Genomic DNA, 20441 nt, shown 5'->3' with positions numbered 1-20441 from the left:
GGGCGAGGGTAGTGCTCGGCGATGATGCGGTCATGCGTGTTCTGCACACCCCGGACGAGGTCGCGGCGGCGAACCCGGACCCGCTCGTCCGGTGGGCCGCCCAGAGCCTGCTGCCCGGAGGCGGCGGCGCGGCGTGGGCGCACGGCGGCGCGGTGGCCGTCCTCGCCCCCGCCCTGAACCGGCACGACCGGCTCGTGCTCGCCGGCCCCACCGACGACATCGCGACCCTCCTCGACGCCCACCACCGACCCGGACTGTCCCCCTTGGTCACCACCGAGACCGCCACCGAACTGCCCCAGTACCGCATCCGGGGCACCTTCGGCTGGATGGAACGCACCGGCACCCTCACCCCGCCGGACGGCGTGCGCTGGCTGCGCGAGGAGGAATGGGACGAGGTGGAGGCCCTGCTGCGCAAGGCCAGCCCGAACTCGTACGTCTGGCCGTACGAACGCGGGCCGCACCGGTGGGCGGGCATCCACCACGAGGACACCCTGGTCGCGGTGGCCGCCGAGGCGTGGTCGGCACCGGACATCGGCTTCCTCGCCGGCGTCGCCACCCACCCCGACCACCGGGGACGCGGCCTGTCGACCCGGATCTGCGCGTACGTGACCGGCGTCCTGCTCGCCGAACACGGTGAGTGCGCCCTGATGGTGGACGGCGCCAACACCGCCGCGATCAAGGTCTACCACCGCCTGGGCTTCACGTACCGCAGCGTGACCGCGTTGGAGTGACCCGGGAACACCGACCACCGGCCGCGCGGTTGCACCGGTCATGAGCGTGCCGAAGACCGCGCGGGAGATCCGCCTGGCGTCCCGCCCGACTGGCTTCCCGACCTTGGACAACTTCACCTTGGCCGAGGTCGAGGTCCCCACCCCCGGCGACGGCCAACTCCTGGTCCGCAACGCCGTGATGAGCGTCGACCCGTACATGCGCGGCCGGATGAACGCCGGCAAGTCGTACGTCGCCCCCTTCGAGGTGGGCCGGCCCCTCGACGGCGGCGCGGTCGGCGAGGTCGTCGTCTCGAACGCCGAGGGCTTCGAGGTCGGGGACACCGTCCTGCACGGCCTCGGCTGGCGCGAGTACGCCCTGCTGGACGCCGCCCACGTCAAGAAGGTCGACCCGGCGAAGGCCCCGCTGGGCGCGTACCTCGGCGTCCTGGGCATGCCCGGCATGACCGCGTACGCGGGCCTGGTCGACGTGGCCGATTTCAAGGAAGGCGACGCCGTCTTCGTGTCCGGTGCGGCCGGAGCGGTCGGCCAGGTGGCTGGGCAGATCGCCCGCCTCAAGGGCGCGAGCCGGGTCATCGGCAGCGCCGGCACCGACGCCAAGGTCGACTACCTGGTCGAGGAACTGGGCTTCGACGCGGCCTTCAACTACCGCAACGCTCCCGTGCGCGAACAACTCGCGAAAGCCGCGCCGGACGGCATCGACGTGTACTTCGACAACGTGGGCGGCGAGCACCTGGAAGCCGCGCTGGACGCGTTCAACCTCAACGGCCGGGCGGCGCTGTGCGGCGCGATCTCGGTCTACAACGACGCCGAGCCCCAGCCGGGGCCGCGCAACCTGTTCCTGGCGGTGGGGAAGCGGCTGACGTTGCGCGGGTACATGGTGGCGGACCACGAGCACCTGCGCGAGCAGTTCGTGAAGGAGGTCGGGGGTTGGGTGGCCTCGGGTGAGTTGAAGTACGACGAGACCGTGACCGAGGGTGGGGTCGCCAAGGCTCCGGAGGCGTTCCTGGGCATGTTGCGCGGGCAGAACCTCGGCAAGGCCCTGGTGACCTTCTAGAACCGATCGCGCCGCGCGGCGAACGGGCTCAGACCAGTTCGCCGCCGGCCGCGACCACCCGGCCCTCGTGCACCACCAACGTGCGCGGGGCGCGGTCCATGACGGCTGCGGTCACCGTGTCGCCCGGCACAACCACCACGTCGGCCGGTGCGCCCTCCGTCAGTCCCAACGTGCGTCCGACCACCGAAGCACCGCCGCGCGTGGCGACGTCCACGCACATCTCGATCAGCGCGTCGGGCCGGAAACCGTTGCGGTAAGCCAGTTGCCAGGTCCGGTCGAGCATGTCGCCGTTGCCGTACGGGGACCAGTAGTCGCGGATGCCGTCCTGGCCCAGGCCCACCCGGACGCCCGACCAGCGGAGTTGGCGCAGCGGCAGGGGATCGCGGACGCCAGGAGCCACAGTGGTCACGGCCACGTCGTGTTCGGCCATCAGGTCGACGAGTTCGCGCCGGCGTTCAGCGTCCACAGTGGACAGCGCGAAGGCGTGGCTGATGGTCACCTTGCCGCGCATGTCCAACGCCGCAACGCGTTCGCAGATCAGTTCCACCTGGAACGCGCCCAACGAACCACCGTCGTGCAGGTGCACGTCGACACCGCGTTGGTGCTTCTCCGCCAACGCGAACACGACGTCCAAGTGCTTCACCGGATCACGGTCGTACCCGGCCGGGTCCAAGCCGCCGACCAGGTCGGCACCGGCTCGCAGGGCCGCGTCCAACAGCTCGGCGGTGCCCTTTTCGCGGAGGATGCCGCATTGGGGGAACGCCACCACCTCGACGTGCGCCCGGTGGGCGTGGGCCTCGCGAGCCGCCAGGACGCCTTCCAGCTTCTCCAAACCCGAGTCGACGTCCACCTGGGCGTGGCTCCGCACGATCGTCGCGCCGCAGGCGATGGTGCGGCCCAGGGTGTGGGTGGCGCGTTCCGAGACGGTGCGTTCGGCGGTGCGCCAGTTGCGGCGGTCGTTCTCGATCAGCTCGGCCAGGCCGGTGCCGGCGCTGTGCGGGCGGAACGGGAGGCCCAGGCGGGTGGAGTCCAGGTGGGCGTGGGCGTCGGTGAACGCGGGCAGCAGCACACCGCCCCCGCCGTCCACCTCGGGCACGCCCGGCGGGGCGGTCAGGCCCGTCCCGAACGCCGCCAGCTTCCCACCCGAGCACAGGACGTCGACCGCGGGCACGTCAAGGCTGTTGGGCCACGGCCGCACGGAGCGGATCAGCAGATCACCGGTCACCCGCCCGAAACTATCCCGCCCGGGATGAGCTTGCCAGGGTTGAGCACGCCCGTGGGGTCGAGTGTCCGCTTGACGGACGCCAGCACCGCCACACCCAGCGCCCCGATCTCCGCCTCCAGGTACGGGGCGTGGTCGGTGCCCACCGCGTGGTGGTGGCTGATCGTGCCGACACCGCTGATCGCCTCGCCCGCCGCGGCCTTGGCCACCTGCCACTGTCCCACCGGGTCCGTGGTGTCCCGCGCGGCCAGAACGGTGAAGTACAGGGACGCGCCGGTCTCGTAGGCGTGCGAGATGTGGCACATCACGATGCACTCGCCCAGCGCGTCCCGCAACGCCTCGCGGACCGACGTGCGCAGCTCGCAGATCCGGGACCAGTGCGTCGCCGTCTCCAGCGTCTCGACGCACACGCCGACCTCCATCAACGCGTCGCGCTGGCGCGGGCCGTTGAACCGGCCGTGCCGCCACGCCTCACCCAGCAACTTGCCCAGTGACACGGCCCGCAGACCGCGCAACGTCTCCCGCCGACGCCGCTTGACCTCCGCTTCGGACGCGCCGTGCCAGCCCAGGATGAGCAGGCAGGGCTCCTCGACCCCGCGTCCCCGCAGGTAGCCCTTCAGGGCCGAGGTCTTCCACCCGCCCGCCATGGACAGCGAGACATCCGTCTCGTCCACATCGGACAAACGGGTCACGTCGGCGAGCACCCGGCGCTGCGCGAGCCGTCGCACGACCGACGCCCCGCGCTCCCAGCCGTCCACCACGAACCCCTCGTAGCGCTCGACCACCGGCCGCGGGCGCACCCGCACGGACACCTCGGTGAGCACGCCGAACGCGCCCTCGCTGCCGATCACCAGCTGCTTGAGGTCCGGCCCGGCGGCGGACGCGGGCGCCGCGCCCAGCCGCCACTCCCCGACCGGCGTGGCCAGCCGGACGCCCTCGACCATGTCCTCGAACCGGCCGTAGCCCGACGACGCCTGCCCGGCGGACCGGGTCGCGGCGAACCCGCCGATGGTGGCCCGTTCGTAGGACTGCGGCACGTGCCCGATGGTGAAGCCGTGCGGCGCGAGCAGGCGTTCCGCCTCGGGCGCGGGCAGACCGGCCTGGAGCACGGCGATGTGCGACACCGGGTCCAGGGACACCAGCTTGTCCAACCGCACCAGGTCCAGCGCGATCACGGACGCCTTGTCCCCGCGCAACGCCGCCACGCCACCGACCACGGACGTGCCCCCGCCGAACGGCACCACGGCCACGTCGTGCTCCCCGCACACCCGCAGCACCTCGGTCACCTGCTCCGGCGTCGCGGGCAGCACCACGGCGTCGGGCACGGCCAAGTCGCCGTCACCGCGGTGGCGCAACAGGTCCAGATAGGACAGACCACCGGCCCGACCCAGCCGGGAATCCCGGTCGACCCGCACGAAACCAGGCCCGACCACGGCGTCCAACGCCACCCGGGCGTCCGCCGCCAGGGTCGACTCGGGCACCTCGGGCGTGCGCGCGGGGGTGCGCACCTCGCCGAGTCCCGTGCGCTGCCGGAGCAGCTTGAGTGCGTGCGGCGGCAGCTCGGCCGCCGAGGGGGTCCACCTGCCCCGGAGGGTGTGGTCGATGCGCTCGGTCACCGCTACAGTGTGACACATGACGTCCCAACGTCACAGTGATGACGCACTCCTCGACGCGGCCCGCGACTGCGTGGTCGAGGTCGGTGTCCGCCGCACCACCCTCACGGACATCGCCAAGCGCGCCGGCGTGAGCCGGATGACCCTCTACCGCCGGTTCCCGGACGTCCGCACGCTGGTGCGCGCCCTGATGACCAGGGAGTTCACCGCACTGCTCGCGCGCATCGAGGACCCGGGCGGCACCGCGCGGGAGCGCCTGGTCGGCCGGGCCATCGCGGGCATCCGCCTGCTGGCCGCCGACCCGCTGATGCGCCGCGTCCTGGACCTCGACGCCGAGTTGATGCTGCCGTACCTGGTGCAGCGCCTGGGCAGCACGCAGCGGTTGATCGAGGCGTTCCTGCTGGGCGAGGTCGAGGCCGGCCACGCGGACGGCTCCATCCGCCCCGGCGACCCGCACGCCCAGGCCCGCCTGGTGCTCCTCACCACGCAGTCGATGGTGCTGTCCATCCGCCCCGCGACCACCGACCTCGACTTCGACGCCCTCCTGGCCGAGCTGGCCGCCTTCCTGAACGCGGCTCTCTCATGAACACCTCCCTCAACGCCGCCCGCCGCCGTCGCGACCTGACGGAGGTGGCCGAGAAGACCGTGGACCTGCTCGTCGTCGGCGGCGGGGTGACCGGTGCCGGCGTCGCGCTGGACGCCGCGTCACGCGGCCTGGACGTGTGCCTGGTCGAGGCGCACGACCTGGCGTTCGGCACGTCGAGGTGGTCCAGCAAGCTGGTGCACGGCGGCCTGCGCTACCTGGCCCAGGGCGAGGTCGGCCTGGCCTACGAGAGCGCGGTGGAACGCGGCATCCTCATGACCCGCACCGCACCCCACCTGGTCCGCCCGCTCCCCCAACTGGTCCCGCTGCACGGCAAGTCCACCGATCCGTTGGTCATGGCCGGCCTCCAAGCCGGCGACGTCCTGCGCCGCCTGGCCCGCACCCCGAGCCGCGTCCTGCCCCGACCACGCCACGTGCCGGCCGCGGAAGCGTTGGCCCTGGTCCCCGGCCTGAACCCGAACGACCTGCGCGGCGGACTGCTCGCCTACGACGGCCAACTGGTCGACGACGCCCGTCTGGTGGTGGCCCTGGCCCGCACCGCCGCAGGCCATGGCGCACGGATCATCACCCGCGCCAAGGTGGACCGCCTGGACGGGCGGACCGCCCACGTCACCGACACCCCGACCGGGGAATCGCTGACCATCCGGGCGCGGGCGGTGGTCAACGCGACCGGGGTCTGGGCGGGCAACCTGGTCGACGTCCGCCTCCGCCCGTCCCGCGGCTCCCACCTGGTGCTGGCGGCCGACACCGTGGGCATGACGCAGACCGCCCTGACCGTGCCGGTTCCCGGGACCCGCAACCGCTTCGGCCTGGTCCTGCCCCAGCGCGACGGCCGGGTCTACGTGGGGCTGACCGACGAACCGGTCGACGGACCGGTGCCGAACGTGCCGACCGCGCCCGAGTCCGATGTGGACTTCCTGCTGGGCATGGCGTCGTCCGTGCTGCGGCGGACCCTCACGAGGGCCGATGTCCTGGGGTCGTTCGCCGGCCTGCGGCCCCTGCTCGACACGGGCGGCGGTCCCAGCGCGGACCTGTCCCGCCGGCACGCCGTGCTGACCTCGGACGGCATCACCACCGTGGTGGGCGGCAAACTCACCACCTACCGGCGCATGGCCGCGGACGCGGTGGCGGCAACCGGACTGACCGCGGTCCCCTGCCGGACGAAGTCCCTGCCGCTGGTCGGCGCGGGCACGGCGGACGGCCCGGCCGACCTGGTGGCCCGGTACGGCACCGAGGCCCGGCAGGTCGCCGAGATCGGCGAGGTCGCCTGGGCGGTGCGGCACGAGGGCGCGCTGGACGTGGACGACGTGCTGGACCGCCGGACCCGCGTCGGACTCGTGCCCGCCGAACGCGCGCAACGGGAAGCACAAGTGGCACAACAAGTTGCCGAGGAACTGGCCGCCCTCACGTAAAGCGGAAGGGGACCTCCCGCCCAGGAGGTCCCCTTCCGGTTTGGGGTGACCGGCTCGGTCACTCGCCGATGATCGGCTTCGCGGCCTTCGGCGGCTCGTCGATCAGCGGCTCGCCTTCGAGGCGGACCTTGCGCTGGTGGTCCTTTCCGTCGCCCTGACCGCCCTGGGCGGCCATCGGGGGCATCATGCCGCCCATCATGCCGCCGCCCATGCCACCGCCCTTGCCGCCGGCGCCACCGCCGACCGCACCGCCGGCCGCGCCCGCGGGCGAACCCTGGGGCAGGACACCGGAAGAGCCGCCGGCCTGCAACGTCTGGCCCGAGCCACCGCCACCGGAAGCGCCCATGCCGCCACCGCCGCCGAAGCCGCCGGGGACGCCGCCACCGCCGAACCCACCGCCACCGCCGCCACCGCCGCCACCGGACGAGGTGGCCAGGTCGGGCGTGGCGAACGGACGGGACGAAGGCACGTAAGGCGTGGACGTGTTGGTCGCGTACGTGGTGTCGCGGACGCCGCCGGGCAGGGTCGTGGGAGGCGGGGTGACCTGCGGGCCCGACGCCGCCGGGACCCAGCGGCCCGGTTCCCAGTGGCCGCCCGCGTTCGCGCCGCCGCTGCCGCCCACCTGCGGGGGACGGCTGACCGTGCCGGTACCGCCCGGGGTGTAGCCGCCGCCCGAGCCCCAACCGCCGCCGGAACCGCCCGAGCCCCAACCGCCGTCGGTCGGGCTGCCGCCCAGCGTCGGCGGGCGGTTCACCTGCCCGCCGCCGCCGCCGACCGCGCCGCTGGTGTGCGTGCCGCCGCCACCGCTGCCGGAGGTGTAGCGGTCGTTGGCGTTGCGGTCCATCTCGTTGAGCCGGCCCTCGGTCAGGCCCAACCCGCCCTGCGACGGGCGCGAGCCCGCACCGCCGCCCGCGCCGCCACCCTTGTTGGAGTGCGTCATGGCGGTGATCGCCTGCAGGATCTGCTTGGCGGTGTTGATGATCTGCACGACCTGCCGGATCAGGTCGATCAGCTTCTTCAGCGAGTTGCCGAGCTTCTGCAGGAAGTCGGCGAGCTTCTTGGCGTAGTTGACCGCCATCTGGATGATGTCCGCGATCGCCGCCGCGATGGACGCGCCGAAGGTCAGCCAGGACACCGACAGCCACTGGATGATCTTCATGACCATGTCCGACACGGCCTTGCTGATCAGGTCCATGATGGTCTTGCGGACCTGCGCCACCAGCTCGCCCGCGCCCTTGGCGGCGTTGGAGATGCCGTGCGCGGCCTTGCTCAGCGTCTCCAGGCCCGAGGCGTGCTTCTTGGCCGCCGCGCGGTAGCCGTCGGCCGACCGGCCGCGCCAGCCGCGGGTCTCCTCGACGGCGGCACGCCGGTAGTCGGCGACGATGCCCTCGATCTGCTTGGCCGCGGACGCCCAGTCGGACGACATCTTCTGGATCGCCTGCGGGTTGCCCAGCAGCGCGTCGAACGGCTCGCGCAGGAAGTCCACGTGCTGGATGGCCCAGCTGAAGCCCGCGGACAGGAAGCCCGACAGCGGGTTGGCGGCCATGCCGACGATGCTCATGGCGGTGTTGGCCATGCCCAGGCCCGCCTGCACCCAGTCGCCCCGCTCGACCGCCGCGACGGTGCCCTGCACGTCGCCGATCAGGTGGGACGGGTCGCGGCCCTGCGTGGTCGTTGCCTGCTGGCTCATCCGCGTGCCCTTCCGTTGAACCCGAAGGCGTTGTCGAGGTCGACGTTCTCGTAGAGGTCGGCGACCTCGCGCAGGCCCTGGCACATGTCGACGATGGTCTCGGTGGCCTGGCCGAAGATGTCCTGCGACTGGCCCGCCGACTGGAGCAGGAAGGAGGCCAGGAACGAACCGAAGATGCCGAAGGCGTCGGTCGACAGCGACGGGTCGGCGGTCTTCGTGGCCGAAAGCATCCGCTGCGCGAGCTGGTCGACCGTGCCGGCGTGGGCCCGGATGTCCTCCGGGCTCACCTGGAACGACACGAACATGGTCCTCTACCCCCTGGCTCAGGCCATCACGTCGGGTGGGTTGGTGAAGTACTCGTCATCGGGCCTGGTGTCTCGACGCTCCAGCTCCGACTCCGGTTCCGCTTCGTCCGTGCCGTCACCCGAATAGCCGTTCGGCATGTTGGCCTTGACGAAGTCCAGCGCCGGGCTGTCGCCGACGAACTCGGTCATGATCTGGACGACCTGGCCGGCGGCGTTGCGCTGCGCCTGCGCCACGGCGGTCATGATCGCGCCGGAGATGCGCTCCGGGTCCTCGCCGCGCAGGCCGGGTCGCAGGATCAGGTTCGTCAGCGCGCCGGACGCGTTGACGCTGACCGTGACCAGGCCGTCCGGGGAGGTCGCGCTGCCGCCGACGTCACCGAGCTGGGTCTTGGCCTGCTCGGCCTGCCGCTTGGCCTGCTCGATCTTCTGCCCGTACTGCGCGAGCCACTGGTCCGGCTCGATCGGCTCCATAAGTCACCCCTCCACGACGACGCCGGCTTTTGCGGCCCGCGACACGTTTCGACCGCCTCGAGTATCGATTCGGTTCCGCGGAACGTATCGTTTCACCGAATCGTGATTTCCGGACCCGCCCGACTTGGATACCGCCGTTCGGCCTATTGTGTGAATTGTTTACTTGCCGTTCTGTTGGGTTTTGGCAACACTTCGTAGCATGAGTCCGGCACGCCGGGACGTCGAACCGCGGATCCACAACCGGATCCGCCTGCTGCGGGTCGAGCGGGGGATGACCAGGGTGGGACTGGCGCGGGCGGTCGGGGTCAACCCCCAGACCATCGGCGCGCTGGAGCGGGGCGACCACTACCCCGGCCTGGACCTCGCCATGCGGATTTGCGAGGTGTTCGGCCTGCCCGTGGAAGCGGTGTTCAGCCGCGAGCCGTTCGAGCCGCTGTCCACGCGGGTGTACGGCTGACCAGGAGAGAGAGGCACGCGTGGCACAGGGAGTGCTGGAGGTCGACCGGGTCTCCAAGCGCTACGGTCCGGTCGTCGCCCTGCGGGACATGACGTTCGACGTGCGCGCCGGCGAGCTGTTCGGGTTCGTCGGCAGCAACGGCGCGGGCAAGACCACGACCATGCGGATCGCGCTGGGCGTGCTGGCCGCCGACGCGGGCGAGGTCCGCTGGAACGGCGCCCCCGTCACGTTGGAGACCCGCCGCCGCATCGGCTACATGCCCGAGGAACGCGGCCTCTACCCGAAGATGAAGGTGTTCGACCAGCTCGTGTACCTGGCCGAGCTGCACGGCATGGCCACCGGCGCCGCGCACCGGTCGGCGGAGGACTGGATCAACCGGCTGGGCCTGCGCGACCGGCGCGACGACGAGGTCCAGAAGCTCAGCCTGGGCAACCAGCAGCGGGTGCAGCTCGCCGCGGCGCTGGTGCACGAGCCGGACGTGCTGGTGCTCGACGAGCCGTTCTCCGGGCTGGACCCGGTCGCGGTGGACGTGATGAGCCAGGTGCTGCGCGAGAAGGCCGCCGCGGGCGTGCCGGTGGTGTTCTCCAGCCACCAGCTCGACCTGGTGGAGCGGCTGTGCGACCGGGTCGGCATCGTGCGCGCCGGGACGCTGGTCGCCTGCGGGACGGTCGAGGAACTGCGGTCCGGCGGCGCCACGCAGCTCGTCGTGCACGCGCCCGGCGCATCCGACGGCTGGGCGGACGGGCTGGCCGACGTGCGCACGGTGGCCGTGGACGGTCCGCGCACGACCCTGGAGCTGGGCCCGGACGCGGACGACCAGGCCGTGCTGCACGCCGCCCTGGCCACCGGGCCGGTGCACGAGTTCACCCGGCGGCGGCCGACGCTGACCGAGCTGTTCCGCAGCGTCGTCACCGAGGAGCACGCCGCATGAGCACGCTCACCCCGAACCGGGCGGTCTTCCTGGTCGCCCGGCGGGAGTTCCTGGCCAAGGTGCGGACCAGGTCGTTCGTCGTGGGCACGCTGGTGATCATCGCCGTGCTCGCCGGGTACGTGCTGCTGCAGACCGTGCTGATCGACCGGTCCGACCGGGACACCGTGGCGCTCAGCGGCCAGGCGACCGTCCTGGCCGAGCCGCTCAAGCAGACCGCGAAGTCGTTCGGCCGCGAGCTGGTCACCGCGGACGTCGCGGACGTGGCGGCGGCCGAGGCGCAGGTGCGGGCGGGCGAGGTCGACGCCCTGGTGACCGGCGCGCCGGACGCGCTGCGGGTGGTGGTGAAGGACCGGCTGGGCGACGACCTGCGCAACTCCATCGACCTGATCGTGAAGCAGCAGGTGCTCAACGCCCAGCTCGCCGAGGCGGGCCTGGACCCGGCGACCGTGGCGCGCAACGTGGAGCGGGCCGGGGTCGACGTGGTGGCGCTGGAGCCCGACGACTCGCACCAGGGCCAGCGGCTGGCGATCGGCCTGGTCGTCGCGGCGCTGCTGTACTACTCGCTGCTGGTCTACGGGACGATGGTCGCCCAGGGCGTGGTGGAGGAGAAGTCCAGCCGCGTGGTGGAGATCCTGCTGTCGACGCTGCGGCCGTGGCAGCTGCTGCTGGGCAAGGTGCTCGGGCTGGGGCTGGTCGGGCTCGCGCAGCTGGTGCTGATCGGGGTCACCGGGCTGGTGCTGGCGTCGGTGTCCGGGGTGATCGACGTGACCGGGGTGGCCGGTGGCGCGCTGGCGACCGGGGTTCTGTGGTACCTGCTCGGGTTCTTCCTGTACGCGACGGTGTTCGCGGCGGCGGCGTCGCTGGTGTCGCGGCAGGAGGAGCTGCAGTCGGTGCTCACGCCGATCAGCATGGCGATCGTGATCGCGTTCGTGGTCGGCATCAACCTGATGATCCAGGACGCGTCGGACGCGCTGGTGGCGGTGCTGTCGGTGCTGCCGCCGTTCGCGCCGATCCTCATGCCGGGGCGGATGGCGATGGGCGTGGCGCCCGCGTGGCAGGTGCTGCTGGCGGTGGTGCTGGCGCTCGGGGCGATCGCGGCGATCACCTGGCTGGGCGGCCGGGTGTACGCGAACGCCGTCCTGCGCACCGGGGCGCGGGTGCGGCTGCGGGACGCCCTGCGTTAGCTCGATCGGGTGACGGCGGCTAATCCCAACAGCGCAAACGCCGATCTCACGGGTGAACGCATCCTCCGTGAGGGAGGCGATCGCGATGGCGGCGAAGACGCTGGTCGCGCTGTGCGCGCTGGTGCTCGTGGCAGGCTGCCCCGGTCCGCCGAACGGCCCCCCGCCGACCACCACGACCACCACGGACACCAGCTTCAAGACCCTGGACCCGACTCCGCCCTCCACGACCACGACGACGGCCACGGGCAACCCCCGGCTGACCATCACCATCGGCACGGCCCGCCTGGACGGCGGCACGACCTCCACCCCGTGGTCGGACCCCGCTCCGGTGTTCAACCTCTCCCCCGACAAACCGACGCACGACGACTGCAAGGCGTTCGGGTGGCGGGACGAGACCTCGGTGCCGATCAGCGTGGTCGAGGTCGGGTTCTCCAACTCCGTGGTCGGCCCCGGGTCGTTCGGGAAGTTCGGCCTGTGCGAGAGTGCCGGCGCGCAAGCGGAGTGCGAGGACTTCACCTTCCCACCGCCGAACACCACCGAGAAGGTCAAGTGCGGTGTCCCGGTCCGAGCGCAGCGGCCACCCGGCGATCTTGCGCAGACGGTCGTGACACTGACGTTCCGGGCCGCGTGCTCCTCAGCCGTCTCGAAACCGTGCGACGACCCACGCGTAGTGGCTGCGGGACCGTCGTCCGCGCGGCCCGTGTTCCTTGAATGGCGGCACAGCGAGACCCTGACGACCGTGTGGCACCCACCGGCCAACAAGACGACGACCACCAGCACCGCCGCCACAACCACGACGACTACGACGACGTCGTCGTGATGGCCAAGTCGTCGGAGGTCGGCCTGCTGGACCGGGTCCAGTCGTTCGCGGCCATCGCGGCGCCCACCACCCTGGCCACCGCGCTGCTGTTCTACTTCGGCTACGTCGCCACGCTGACCCGCTACCGGTACTTCGGCGTCGACCTGGGCGCGCTGGACCTCTCGACCGCCGAACTCCTCCTGCTCGGCACCGAGGTGATCTTCCCGCCGCTCGCAACCCTGCTCCTGCTGGTGATGGCCGGTCTGCTGGCGCACCGGGCCGTCCGGGCGCTGCACCGGAGCCGGCACAAGCGGGTGACGAAGGTCGTGGCCGTGGTCCTGATGGTGTCGGGGGCGGTGGCGTTCGGGCGGGCGGTGGTCGGGGTGCTGTTCCTGAGCGTGTCCCGGCACGAGACGCCCGGCTTGACGGCGGTGTGCCTGGGCCTGGGGCTGCCGCTGATCGCCTACGGGCTGTGGGTGTACCGGGGTCCCACGCCGGCGCGGCGGCGCTCGCCGTCGGAGGCGCTGCTGCTGACCGCGCTGACCGGGATGGTGGTGCTGGGCCTGTTCTGGGCGACGAACATCTTCGCGGGCGGGTACGGGCGCGGCCGGGCGGTGGAGGAGGCCGGCGAGCTGCACAACCGCCCGGTGGTGCTGCTCGACCTGACGCAGCCGCTGTACCTGCCCGACAACGTCCCCGGCGTGCACCAGTTCGCGTTGCCGGCGGAGCAGGGGCACCCGTTCCGCGTCCGCTGCCAGGGGCTGCGCCTGCTGACCGAGGCGGGCGGGCGGCTGTTCCTGGTGCCCGAGCGGTGGGAGGGCGGTGCGCGGACCGTCGTGGTGCCGTACGACAGCGAGGTCCGCGTGCAGTTCCTGCCCGGCGCCAACCCTTGACCCAAATCCAGTCCACTGTGGACTCACCGAGGACTCGGGGATTGACGTTGAGACGACGAAGGCCCGCACCCACGAGGGGCACGGGCCTGGAGTCGATAGCGGGTCAGCGCTCGGTGACCGGCACGTAGGCGCGCTCCGGCGAGCCCACGTAGATCTGCCGCGGCCGGCCGATCTTGGTGGCCGGGTCCTTGATCATCTCGCGCCAGTGGGCGATCCAGCCCGGCAGCCGGCCCAGGGCGAACAGGACGGTGAAGAACTTCGTCGGGAAGCCCATCGCCCGGTAGATCAGGCCGGTGTAGAAGTCCACGTTCGGGTACAGCTTGCGCTCGATGAAGTAGTCGTCCGCGAGCGCGGTCTCCTCGAGCTTCTTGGCGATGTCGAGCAGCTGGTCGTCGGCGCCGAGCTTGCCCAGGATCTCGTCGGCGGTCTTCTTGATGATCGCCGCGCGCGGGTCGTAGTTCTTGTAGACCCGGTGGCCGAAGCCCATCAGGCGGACGCCGTCCTCCTTGTTCTTCACCTTGCGCACGAAGGCCTCGACGTCACCGCCCTCCTGCTTGATCTTCTCCAGCATCTCCAGCACCGCGCTGTTCGCGCCGCCGTGCAGCGGGCCGAACAGGGCGTTGATGCCGGCGGAGATGGAGGCGAACAGGTTGGCCTCGGACGAGCCCACCAGGCGCACCGTCGAGGTGGAGCAGTTCTGCTCGTGGTCGGCGTGCAGCACGAACAGCAGGTCCAGGGCGCGGACCAGGTCCGGGTCCACGTCGTAGGGCTCGGCCGGGAAGCCGAACGTCATGCGCAGGAAGTTCTCCACCAGGCCCAGCGAGTTGTCCGGGTAGAGGAACGGCTGGCCGACCGACTTCTTGTAGGCGTACGCGGCGATGGTCGGCACCTTCGCCAGCAGCCGGATGGTGGAGATCTCGACCTGGTTGGCGTCGAACGGGCTCAGGCTGTCCTGGTAGAACGTGGACAGCGCGGACACCGCGGAGGACAGCACCGGCATCGGGTGCGCGTCGCGCGGGAAGCCGTCGAAGAACCGTTTCAGGTCCTCGTGGAGCAGGGTGTGCCTGCTGATCTTGGACGAGAACTCGTCCAGCTGCGCCTGCGTCGGCAGCTCGCCGTAGATCAGCAGGTAGCTGACCTCGATGAAGTTCGAGCGCTGGGCGAGCTGCTCGATGGGGTAGCCGCGGTAGCGCAGGATCCCCGCGTCACCGTCGATGTAGGTGATCTCGGACGAACAGGACGCGGTGTTGACGAAGCCGCTGTCCAGGGTGACCAGGCCGGTCGTGGCCAGCAGCTTGCCGAGATCGATACCGGGCGCACCCTCGGTGGCCGGTACTACCTTCATCTCGTGCTCTCCGCCCTGATGGCGCAGCGCGACGGTACGGGTGTCGTTCGGCGCAGTCGTCGCGTCGGGCATGCAGAGTCCCTCTCACGCTAGGGCGGGGTGGCCCGTGCGGGTTCTCGCACGTCAGGCACGCGGACGTGGCTTCGTCCCGCACCGCAGCACCACCCCGTTGGGGTCCTGTCAGTTGTGCCACGCTAGTCGGCGGACAACCCGCTCCACAGCCGCGGCATGAACCGATTCTGCGAGATGGGACCGGCATCACACCTGGATGCACGGTGGCTAGCGTGCATCCCCCACCGTAGCCCTTTCGCGGTGTTTCTCCACCTCAACGGGGGTGAGAGCTAGGTCATCTCCAGTTCGCGTTTGAACGGCGGTTCCGCGCCGGCCCGCGAACAGGTAATGGCCGCCGCCGCGCCCGCGTAGGACAGCGCCTCGGCCCACTTCCCGCCGTCCAGACCGCGGACGGCCTCGGTCGACAGCGCGTCGTGGTGGTGCAGCCACGCCAGCAGCGCGCCCTGGACGGTGTCGCCCGCACCGATGGTGTCCACCACGGTCACCGGGGTCGGTGGGACGCGAATCACGTCGTTCGCGGTGAGCACGGCGAGACCGTCGCCACCCCGGGTGAGCACGACCGCCGCCGGACCGGCCGCCACCCAGTCGCGGGCGACCTCCAGCACGTCGTCCTCGGGGGCGTCCTCGGGCAGCTCGGCCAGCCAGCGGGCGTCGTCGACGGACACCTTCAGCAGGCTGACGTGCGGCAGCCACGAGTCGTAGCGGTCGCGGTAGGCCAGCGGGTCGCGGATGAGGCCGGCCCGGATGTTCGGGTCGAGCACGGTCAGCGCGCCGCGCTCGGACTCCCGCCACAGCACCCGCTCGTAGGTGCTCGCGCCCGGCTCCAGGACCAGCGACAAGGTCCCGAACGAGACGGCGCGGACGTCGTCGGGCAGCGGGCCGGGATCGGTGACCTGCCGGTCGGCGGTGCCGTCGACGTAGAACGAGTACCGGGCGGAGCCGTCGTCGGCCAGGCCCACCACGGCCAGGGTGGTCGGCTCGGGGCCGCGCTGGACCAGCTCGGTGCGCACGTTCGAGGCGTGCAGGCGCTCGACCAGCCGGTCGCCGAACAGGTCGGTGGAGATCCGGGACAGGAAGCGCACAGGGGCCTCCAACCGGCCGGCGGCGACCGCCACGTTGTACGGCCCGCCGCCCAGCCGGGGGGCGAGGTGGCCCTCCGGGGTGGGCACGAGGTCGACCAGCGACTCTCCCGCGACGACGATCACGCCTGGCTCCGTTCTCTGCGTAGCCCGTCCAGCAGCAGCTCGCCCAGCGCGGTGAACGCCTCGGCGTCGGTCACCCCGGCCCGGCGCGTGAGGACGCCGGTCTGGATGCCCTCGATGAGCAGCCCTGCCATCTCCGCGATGAGGGTGGCATGGACTTCCCGGAACACGCCCTCCCGGACGCCTTCCTGGATGAACGAACGGATCCGCTCGGCGGCCGCTCGGGCATTGCGCTCGTAGGTCGAGCGGGTGGGGGCGAAGGCCGACACATCGGCGATGAACTGGGCAGACGCCCGCCTCAGCTCCTCGGCGGCGCCGGCCAGATAGGTCCCGACTCGGGCACGCACATCCCCGATTTCGGACACGCGCTGCTCGATGCGCTCGGCCGCGCCCTTGAAGTACCGCCCGACGACCCGGACCGCGAGTTGCTCCTTGCTGGCCGCGAGCGCGTAAAGGGTGGACTTGGAGCAGTGGAGGCGTGCGGCCAGGTCGTCCAGCGTGAAGTGGGCGAACCCCTCGGCCAGCACGAGCTGCTCCAACCTCCCCAGCAGGTCGACCTGCCGGGGCGTGAGCGGCCTGCGCGTGATCGAGGACGTCATGGTGGAACTCTGTCACACTCCCTGGCGGCAGTACTGGCGTACGTCCTACAGTACTCCCACCAGTACTTGCGGCGCCGGGTCACGAGCCCGGCCGCACTGAGCCCGATTGACGGCTCAGCCGTCCCCGGAGGTCGACGATGCCCGCCGAACGCCTGCTGCCCACCACCGAGGCCGAGGACCTGCTCGCCCTGGTCCGCGAGATCGCCCGCGAGGAGTTGGCGCCGCACGCGGCCGAGGCGGAGGAGCACGAGCGGTTCCCGCGCGACAAGTTCCGGCTGCTGGGCAAGACCGGGTTGTTGGGCCTGCCGTACCCGGAGCGGTTCGGCGGCGGTGAGCAGCCCTACGAGGTCTACCTCCAGGCGCTGGAGGAGGTCGCGTCGGCGTGGATGTCGGTCGGCGTGGGGCTGTCCGTGCACATCATGTCCAGCTACGGCCTGGCCGCCTTCGGCACCGAGGCGCAGAAGGAGAAGTGGCTGCCCGACATGCTCGCGGGCGAGATGCTGGGCGGGTACGCGCTGTCGGAGTCGCACGCCGGTTCCGACGCGGGCGCGCTGTCCACGCGGGCGGTGAAGCAGGACGGCCACTACGTCGTCAACGGCACGAAGGCGTGGATCACCCACGCGGGCGTCGCCGACTTCTACACCCTCATGGCCCGCACCGCCGACACCGGCGGCCGGGGCATCTCCTGCTTCCTGGCTCCCGGCCACGTCCCCGGCCTGTCCGCCGCCGCGCCCGAGCGCAAGATGGGCCTGACCGGGTCGATCACCGCGCAGCTGCGCTTCGAGGACGTGCGCGTGGACGCCGACCGGCTGATCGGCGTGGAGGGCGACGGCCTGAAGATCGCACTGTCCGCTTTGGACTCCGGCCGGCTCGGCATCGCCGCGTGCGGCGTGGGTCTGGCGCAGGCCGCACTGGATGAGGCAGTGGCCTACGCCAAGCAGCGCACCCAGTTCGGGCGGGCGATCATCGACTTCCAGGGCCTGGAGTTCCTGCTGGCCGACATGGCGGCGGCGGTGGAGTCGGCCCGCGCCACCTACCTGTCGGCGGCCCGGCGGCGGGACCGGGGTCTGCCGTTCACCCGCCAGGCGGCCATCGCGAAGCTGGTGTGCACGGACACCGCCATGAAGGTCACCACGGACGCCGTGCAGGTCCTCGGCGGGGCCGGCTACACGCGGGACTTCCCGGTGGAGCGGTACATGCGGGAGGCGAAGGTCCTCCAGATCTTCGAGGGCACCAACCAGATCCAGCGCCTGGTGATCGGCCGCGACCTGCGCCGCTGACCGCGAAACCGGCCCGTTCGCCGGTCGCGGGCGGGATACTCGTCCCATGCGGTGGCTGTGGCTGGTGAGCGGTCTGGTCGTGGTGGCGGTGGGCGTCGGCGTGTTCTGGCTGGGCCTGGAGAAGGCGGACCAGGTGGCCAGCGTGGTCGGCGCGCTGGCCGGCGTCGCGGGCTTGGCCGTGGCGCTGTACGGGCTGCGCCGGACCGCGGCACCGCCGGCGGCCGTGAGCAACACCGTGGCGAACTCGACCGTCCACGGGCCCAACATCCAGATCGGGTCCGCGGGCGGGAACGTCGAGGTGCACGAGAAGCCCTGACGTGAACCGGGTTTCGCACTCCTCCATCGCGGGGCCGAACATCCAGATCGGGTCGGTCACCGGCGACCTGTCCATCGCGCTGGACCGCCCCGACTACCGCCTCGACTGGCTCGAACCCGTCGCGCCGGCGTGGCTGCCCCGCCATCAGCGCACCCCGAGCTACCTGCTGGACGCGCGCCGCGAGACCGTGCCGTTCCACCCGCGCCCGGAGGTCGAGGCACGGCTGTCGGCGTGGCTGGCCGACGACTCGCCCCGCTCGGTGCTGCTGGTGCACGGCGCCGGCGGGCGCGGGAAGACCCGGCTGGCCAACGCGTTCGCGACCCGCGCCCACGCGGCGGGCTGGTCCGTGGCGCAGGCCACCGACCAGCGGACGACCGCGCCGGCCGGCGTCCGCGGCACCCGCCCCGACCGGGTCCTGGTGGCCGTGGACTACGTCGAGCGCTGGGCCCCGGACACCCTGGTCGAGATGGTCTCCGCGCTGCCGCGGGACTTCCCGGGAGCAGCGGTCCGGGTGCTGCTGCTGGCCCGCTCCCCCGCGTCCTGGCCGCACCTGACCGCGCGGCTGGACCGGGTGACCGACCTGGAGGACCCGGTCGAACTGGGCGACCTGACCACGCCCGCCGACCGCGAGCGCGCCTTCGCCGCCGCCGCGAGCGCGTTCCGGACCGCGTTGGCCCTCCCGGACCGGCCCACCCCGCCGCCCGACCTGGCGGCCTACGGTTCCGCGCTGTTGCTGCACATGGCCGCGCTGGCGGCCGTGTGCGCGGACCACGACGGCGACCCGCGCCCCGACCTGGCCGACCTCTCCACCTACCTGTTGCGCCACGAACGCCGCTTCTGGCCGCCCGCCGCCCACGACGACACCGCCGCGACGGTCTTCCTGGCGACCCTGTTCGGCCCGACGCCCGCCGGCGCGACCCTGCTCGCCCGCGCCGGCCTGCCCGGGCACGCCCTGGCCCGGCACGCCCGCCTGTACCCGGAAGCGCCGTTCGCACCGCTGCGCCCGGACCGGCTCGGCGAGGACTTCGTCGCCGCCCACCTGGCCGACTCGGGCGCGGACGTGCTGGACCGCGTGCTGGCCGACGGCGGGCTCCCGATGCGCCAGGCGCTGATCGTGCTGTCCGCGGCGGCCGAGCGGCACGAGCACGTGCGCCCGGTGCTGTGGGACCTCCTGCCCGACCACGTCCGGCACGCGACCGCGCCGGTGATCGCCACCCTCATCGCCCACGCGCCGGTCGAGGTCGCCCGCGCGGTCGGCTACCGCCTGCCGCACTTCCACGTCGGGCTCGTCCAAGCGGCCGTCGACCTGACCCGGCACCTGCTGGAACACGCCGACGACCCCGTCGCGCGGGCCGCCGCGCTGAACAACCTGGGCCTGCGGCTGGGCGACGCCGGCGACCCGGCGGGTTCCGTGGCGGCGGCCCGCGAATCCGTGGCCATCCTGCGCGGCCTCCCCGACCGGCACCGGCACCTGAACGCGAGCCTGAGCAACCTGGCCCTGCGACTGGCAAAAGCGGGTGAGCACGAGGAAGCGCTTGCCGTCGGACGGGAGGCGGTCGCCGGGGCGCGCCGGATCGCCGCGGCCGACCCCCACCACCGCCCGTCGCTGGCCAGTGCCCTGATCAACCTGAGCGCGATGCTGTCCGACGCCGGTGACGTCAAGAACGCCCGGCTGCGCGGCAGGGAAGCGGTCACCCTGCTCCGCACGCTGTCCGAAGAGGACAGTCGGCACCTGCCGGACCTGGCTCGGGCGTTGAAGAACCTGGGCAGCTACCTGGCCGAGTCCGGCCGCAAGGTCGAGGCGCTGGGTCCCGCGCGCGAGGCGGTGCGGATCTGGACGGCGCTCGCCGAGGCCGACGGCTCGACTTACCTCCACAGCCTGGCCCGGGCGCACTACGCCCTGGCCGAGGGCCAACTGCGGCCCGGCCCGCCGTCCCGCGCGCTGGCGGAGGCCGACCGGTCGGCGCGCACCGCCGTGTCGATCTACCTGGACCTGGCCGAGCAGCAACCCGCGCTGTTCACCGCCGCCGGCCTGGACGCGATCCGCCTCTCCGCCGACGTGCTGGAAGCGTTGGGCGACCATGACTCCGCCGCCGCCATCCGCGACCGGCTGAACCGCCCGTGACCGTGCACGACTCGTGGATCAACGGCCCGTCTCGGCCTCGACGGTGGAATCCGGCGACCGCCCGGCGGCGCTGGAGTACCCGCGGCAGGCAGTCAACATGGCCAGGCGGTGGGTCACCCCCGACCGCCTGGCCGAC

Annotated in this window: 20 protein-coding genes; 12 read left to right on the top strand and 8 right to left on the bottom strand. The window is 72.2% G+C overall.

What is annotated here, in order from left to right; genetic code table 11:
- Positions 1-32: 32 nt before the first annotated feature.
- Positions 33-731, top strand: a complete 699-nt coding sequence (locus tag RIN75_RS11735) for a GNAT family N-acetyltransferase (protein WP_309111872.1) — start codon at positions 33-35, stop codon at positions 729-731.
- Positions 732-771: 40 nt separating this feature from the next.
- Positions 772-1785: an NADP-dependent oxidoreductase gene (locus tag RIN75_RS11730; RefSeq protein ID WP_309111871.1), complete on the top strand. Its 1014-nt coding sequence runs from the start codon at positions 772-774 to the stop codon at positions 1783-1785.
- A 28-nt stretch (positions 1786-1813) separates the two neighbouring features.
- Here the strand turns inward: RIN75_RS11730 and RIN75_RS11725 are convergent, their stop codons facing one another.
- On the bottom strand, positions 1814-3010 hold the full coding sequence (locus tag RIN75_RS11725; RefSeq protein WP_309111870.1) for an amidohydrolase: 1197 nt from the start codon (positions 3008-3010) through the stop codon (positions 1814-1816).
- Positions 3007-4623 (bottom strand): FAD-binding oxidoreductase, encoded by a 1617-nt coding sequence (locus tag RIN75_RS11720; RefSeq protein WP_309111869.1) that lies wholly within the window; start codon positions 4621-4623, stop codon positions 3007-3009. The genes RIN75_RS11725 and RIN75_RS11720 overlap by 4 nt, the downstream gene beginning before the upstream one ends.
- A gap of 16 nt (positions 4624-4639) precedes the next feature.
- On the opposite strand from RIN75_RS11720, the gene RIN75_RS11715 reads away from it, so the two are divergent.
- Both RIN75_RS11715 and RIN75_RS11710 read left to right on the top strand, forming a co-directional pair.
- Positions 4640-5206, top strand: coding sequence for a helix-turn-helix domain-containing protein (locus RIN75_RS11715; protein WP_309111868.1), 567 nt, complete (start codon positions 4640-4642; stop codon positions 5204-5206).
- On the top strand, positions 5203-6636 hold the full coding sequence (locus RIN75_RS11710) for a glycerol-3-phosphate dehydrogenase/oxidase (protein WP_309111867.1): 1434 nt from the start codon (positions 5203-5205) through the stop codon (positions 6634-6636). Before RIN75_RS11715 ends, RIN75_RS11710 begins: the two co-directional genes overlap by 4 nt.
- 58 nt (positions 6637-6694) lie before the next feature.
- On the opposite strand, the gene RIN75_RS11705 is transcribed toward RIN75_RS11710, so the two are convergent.
- The 3 genes from RIN75_RS11705 to RIN75_RS11695 are packed head-to-tail and all read right to left on the bottom strand — an operon-like array spanning position 6695 to position 9102.
- The gene (locus RIN75_RS11705) at positions 6695-8326 is read right to left on the bottom strand and encodes a WXG100 family type VII secretion target (protein ID WP_309111866.1); all 1632 of its coding nucleotides are present in this window, start codon (positions 8324-8326) and stop codon (positions 6695-6697) included.
- Entirely contained in the window at positions 8323-8631 is a 309-nt protein-coding gene (locus RIN75_RS11700; RefSeq protein ID WP_309111865.1) for a type VII secretion target, read from the bottom strand. The genes RIN75_RS11705 and RIN75_RS11700 overlap by 4 nt, the downstream gene beginning before the upstream one ends.
- Positions 8632-8649: 18 nt before the next feature.
- Positions 8650-9102, bottom strand: coding sequence for a YbaB/EbfC family nucleoid-associated protein (locus RIN75_RS11695; RefSeq protein ID WP_309111864.1), 453 nt, complete (start codon positions 9100-9102; stop codon positions 8650-8652).
- A gap of 199 nt (positions 9103-9301) precedes the next feature.
- Here RIN75_RS11695 and RIN75_RS11690 point away from each other — a divergent pair, with 199 nt between their 5' ends.
- The 5 genes from RIN75_RS11690 (at position 9302) to RIN75_RS11670 (ending at position 13366) form a co-directional block, all read left to right on the top strand.
- Positions 9302-9559, top strand: a complete 258-nt coding sequence (locus tag RIN75_RS11690) for a helix-turn-helix transcriptional regulator (RefSeq protein ID WP_309111863.1) — start codon at positions 9302-9304, stop codon at positions 9557-9559.
- Between the two features lie 19 nt (positions 9560-9578).
- On the top strand, positions 9579-10490 hold the full coding sequence (locus RIN75_RS11685; RefSeq protein WP_309111862.1) for an ATP-binding cassette domain-containing protein: 912 nt from the start codon (positions 9579-9581) through the stop codon (positions 10488-10490).
- Positions 10487-11674 (top strand): ABC transporter permease, encoded by a 1188-nt coding sequence (locus RIN75_RS11680; protein WP_309111861.1) that lies wholly within the window; start codon positions 10487-10489, stop codon positions 11672-11674. Before RIN75_RS11685 ends, RIN75_RS11680 begins: the two co-directional genes overlap by 4 nt.
- A gap of 67 nt (positions 11675-11741) precedes the next feature.
- Positions 11742-12494 (top strand): hypothetical protein, encoded by a 753-nt coding sequence (locus RIN75_RS11675; protein WP_309111860.1) that lies wholly within the window; start codon positions 11742-11744, stop codon positions 12492-12494.
- Positions 12416-13366 (top strand): hypothetical protein, encoded by a 951-nt coding sequence (locus RIN75_RS11670; protein WP_309111859.1) that lies wholly within the window; start codon positions 12416-12418, stop codon positions 13364-13366. Before RIN75_RS11675 ends, RIN75_RS11670 begins: the two co-directional genes overlap by 79 nt.
- Positions 13367-13469: 103 nt before the next feature.
- Here the strand turns inward: RIN75_RS11670 and RIN75_RS11665 are convergent, their stop codons facing one another.
- The 3 genes from RIN75_RS11665 to RIN75_RS11655 form a co-directional block, all read right to left on the bottom strand.
- Positions 13470-14783, bottom strand: a complete 1314-nt coding sequence (locus RIN75_RS11665) for a citrate synthase (RefSeq protein ID WP_309111858.1) — start codon at positions 14781-14783, stop codon at positions 13470-13472.
- A 269-nt stretch (positions 14784-15052) separates the two neighbouring features.
- A complete protein-coding gene (locus RIN75_RS11660; protein WP_309111857.1) occupies positions 15053-15988 on the bottom strand; it encodes a carbohydrate kinase in 936 nt (311 codons plus the stop codon).
- Positions 15985-16584: a TetR/AcrR family transcriptional regulator gene (locus RIN75_RS11655; RefSeq protein WP_309111856.1), complete on the bottom strand. Its 600-nt coding sequence runs from the start codon at positions 16582-16584 to the stop codon at positions 15985-15987. The genes RIN75_RS11660 and RIN75_RS11655 overlap by 4 nt, the downstream gene beginning before the upstream one ends.
- A 137-nt stretch (positions 16585-16721) precedes the next feature.
- Here RIN75_RS11655 and RIN75_RS11650 point away from each other — a divergent pair, with 137 nt between their 5' ends.
- From RIN75_RS11650 to RIN75_RS11640, 3 genes are read left to right on the top strand one after another with little or no spacing between them, the layout of a single operon-like run.
- Positions 16722-17864 (top strand): acyl-CoA dehydrogenase family protein, encoded by a 1143-nt coding sequence (locus RIN75_RS11650; protein WP_309111855.1) that lies wholly within the window; start codon positions 16722-16724, stop codon positions 17862-17864.
- A 46-nt stretch (positions 17865-17910) separates the two neighbouring features.
- Complete coding sequence (locus tag RIN75_RS11645; protein WP_309111854.1) at positions 17911-18180, top strand: hypothetical protein; 270 nt, start codon at positions 17911-17913, stop codon at positions 18178-18180.
- A gap of 1 nt (position 18181) precedes the next feature.
- A complete protein-coding gene (locus tag RIN75_RS11640) occupies positions 18182-20305 on the top strand; it encodes a tetratricopeptide repeat protein (protein ID WP_309111853.1) in 2124 nt (707 codons plus the stop codon).
- The last annotated feature ends 136 nt before the right edge of the window (positions 20306-20441 follow it).

Source organism: Saccharothrix sp. (assembly GCF_031180885.1).
In the GTDB taxonomy this organism is placed as follows: domain Bacteria; phylum Actinomycetota; class Actinomycetes; order Mycobacteriales; family Pseudonocardiaceae; genus Actinosynnema.
The sequence above is the reverse complement of the archived record's forward strand: the minus strand, read 5'-3'. Positions and strand labels throughout refer to the sequence as shown.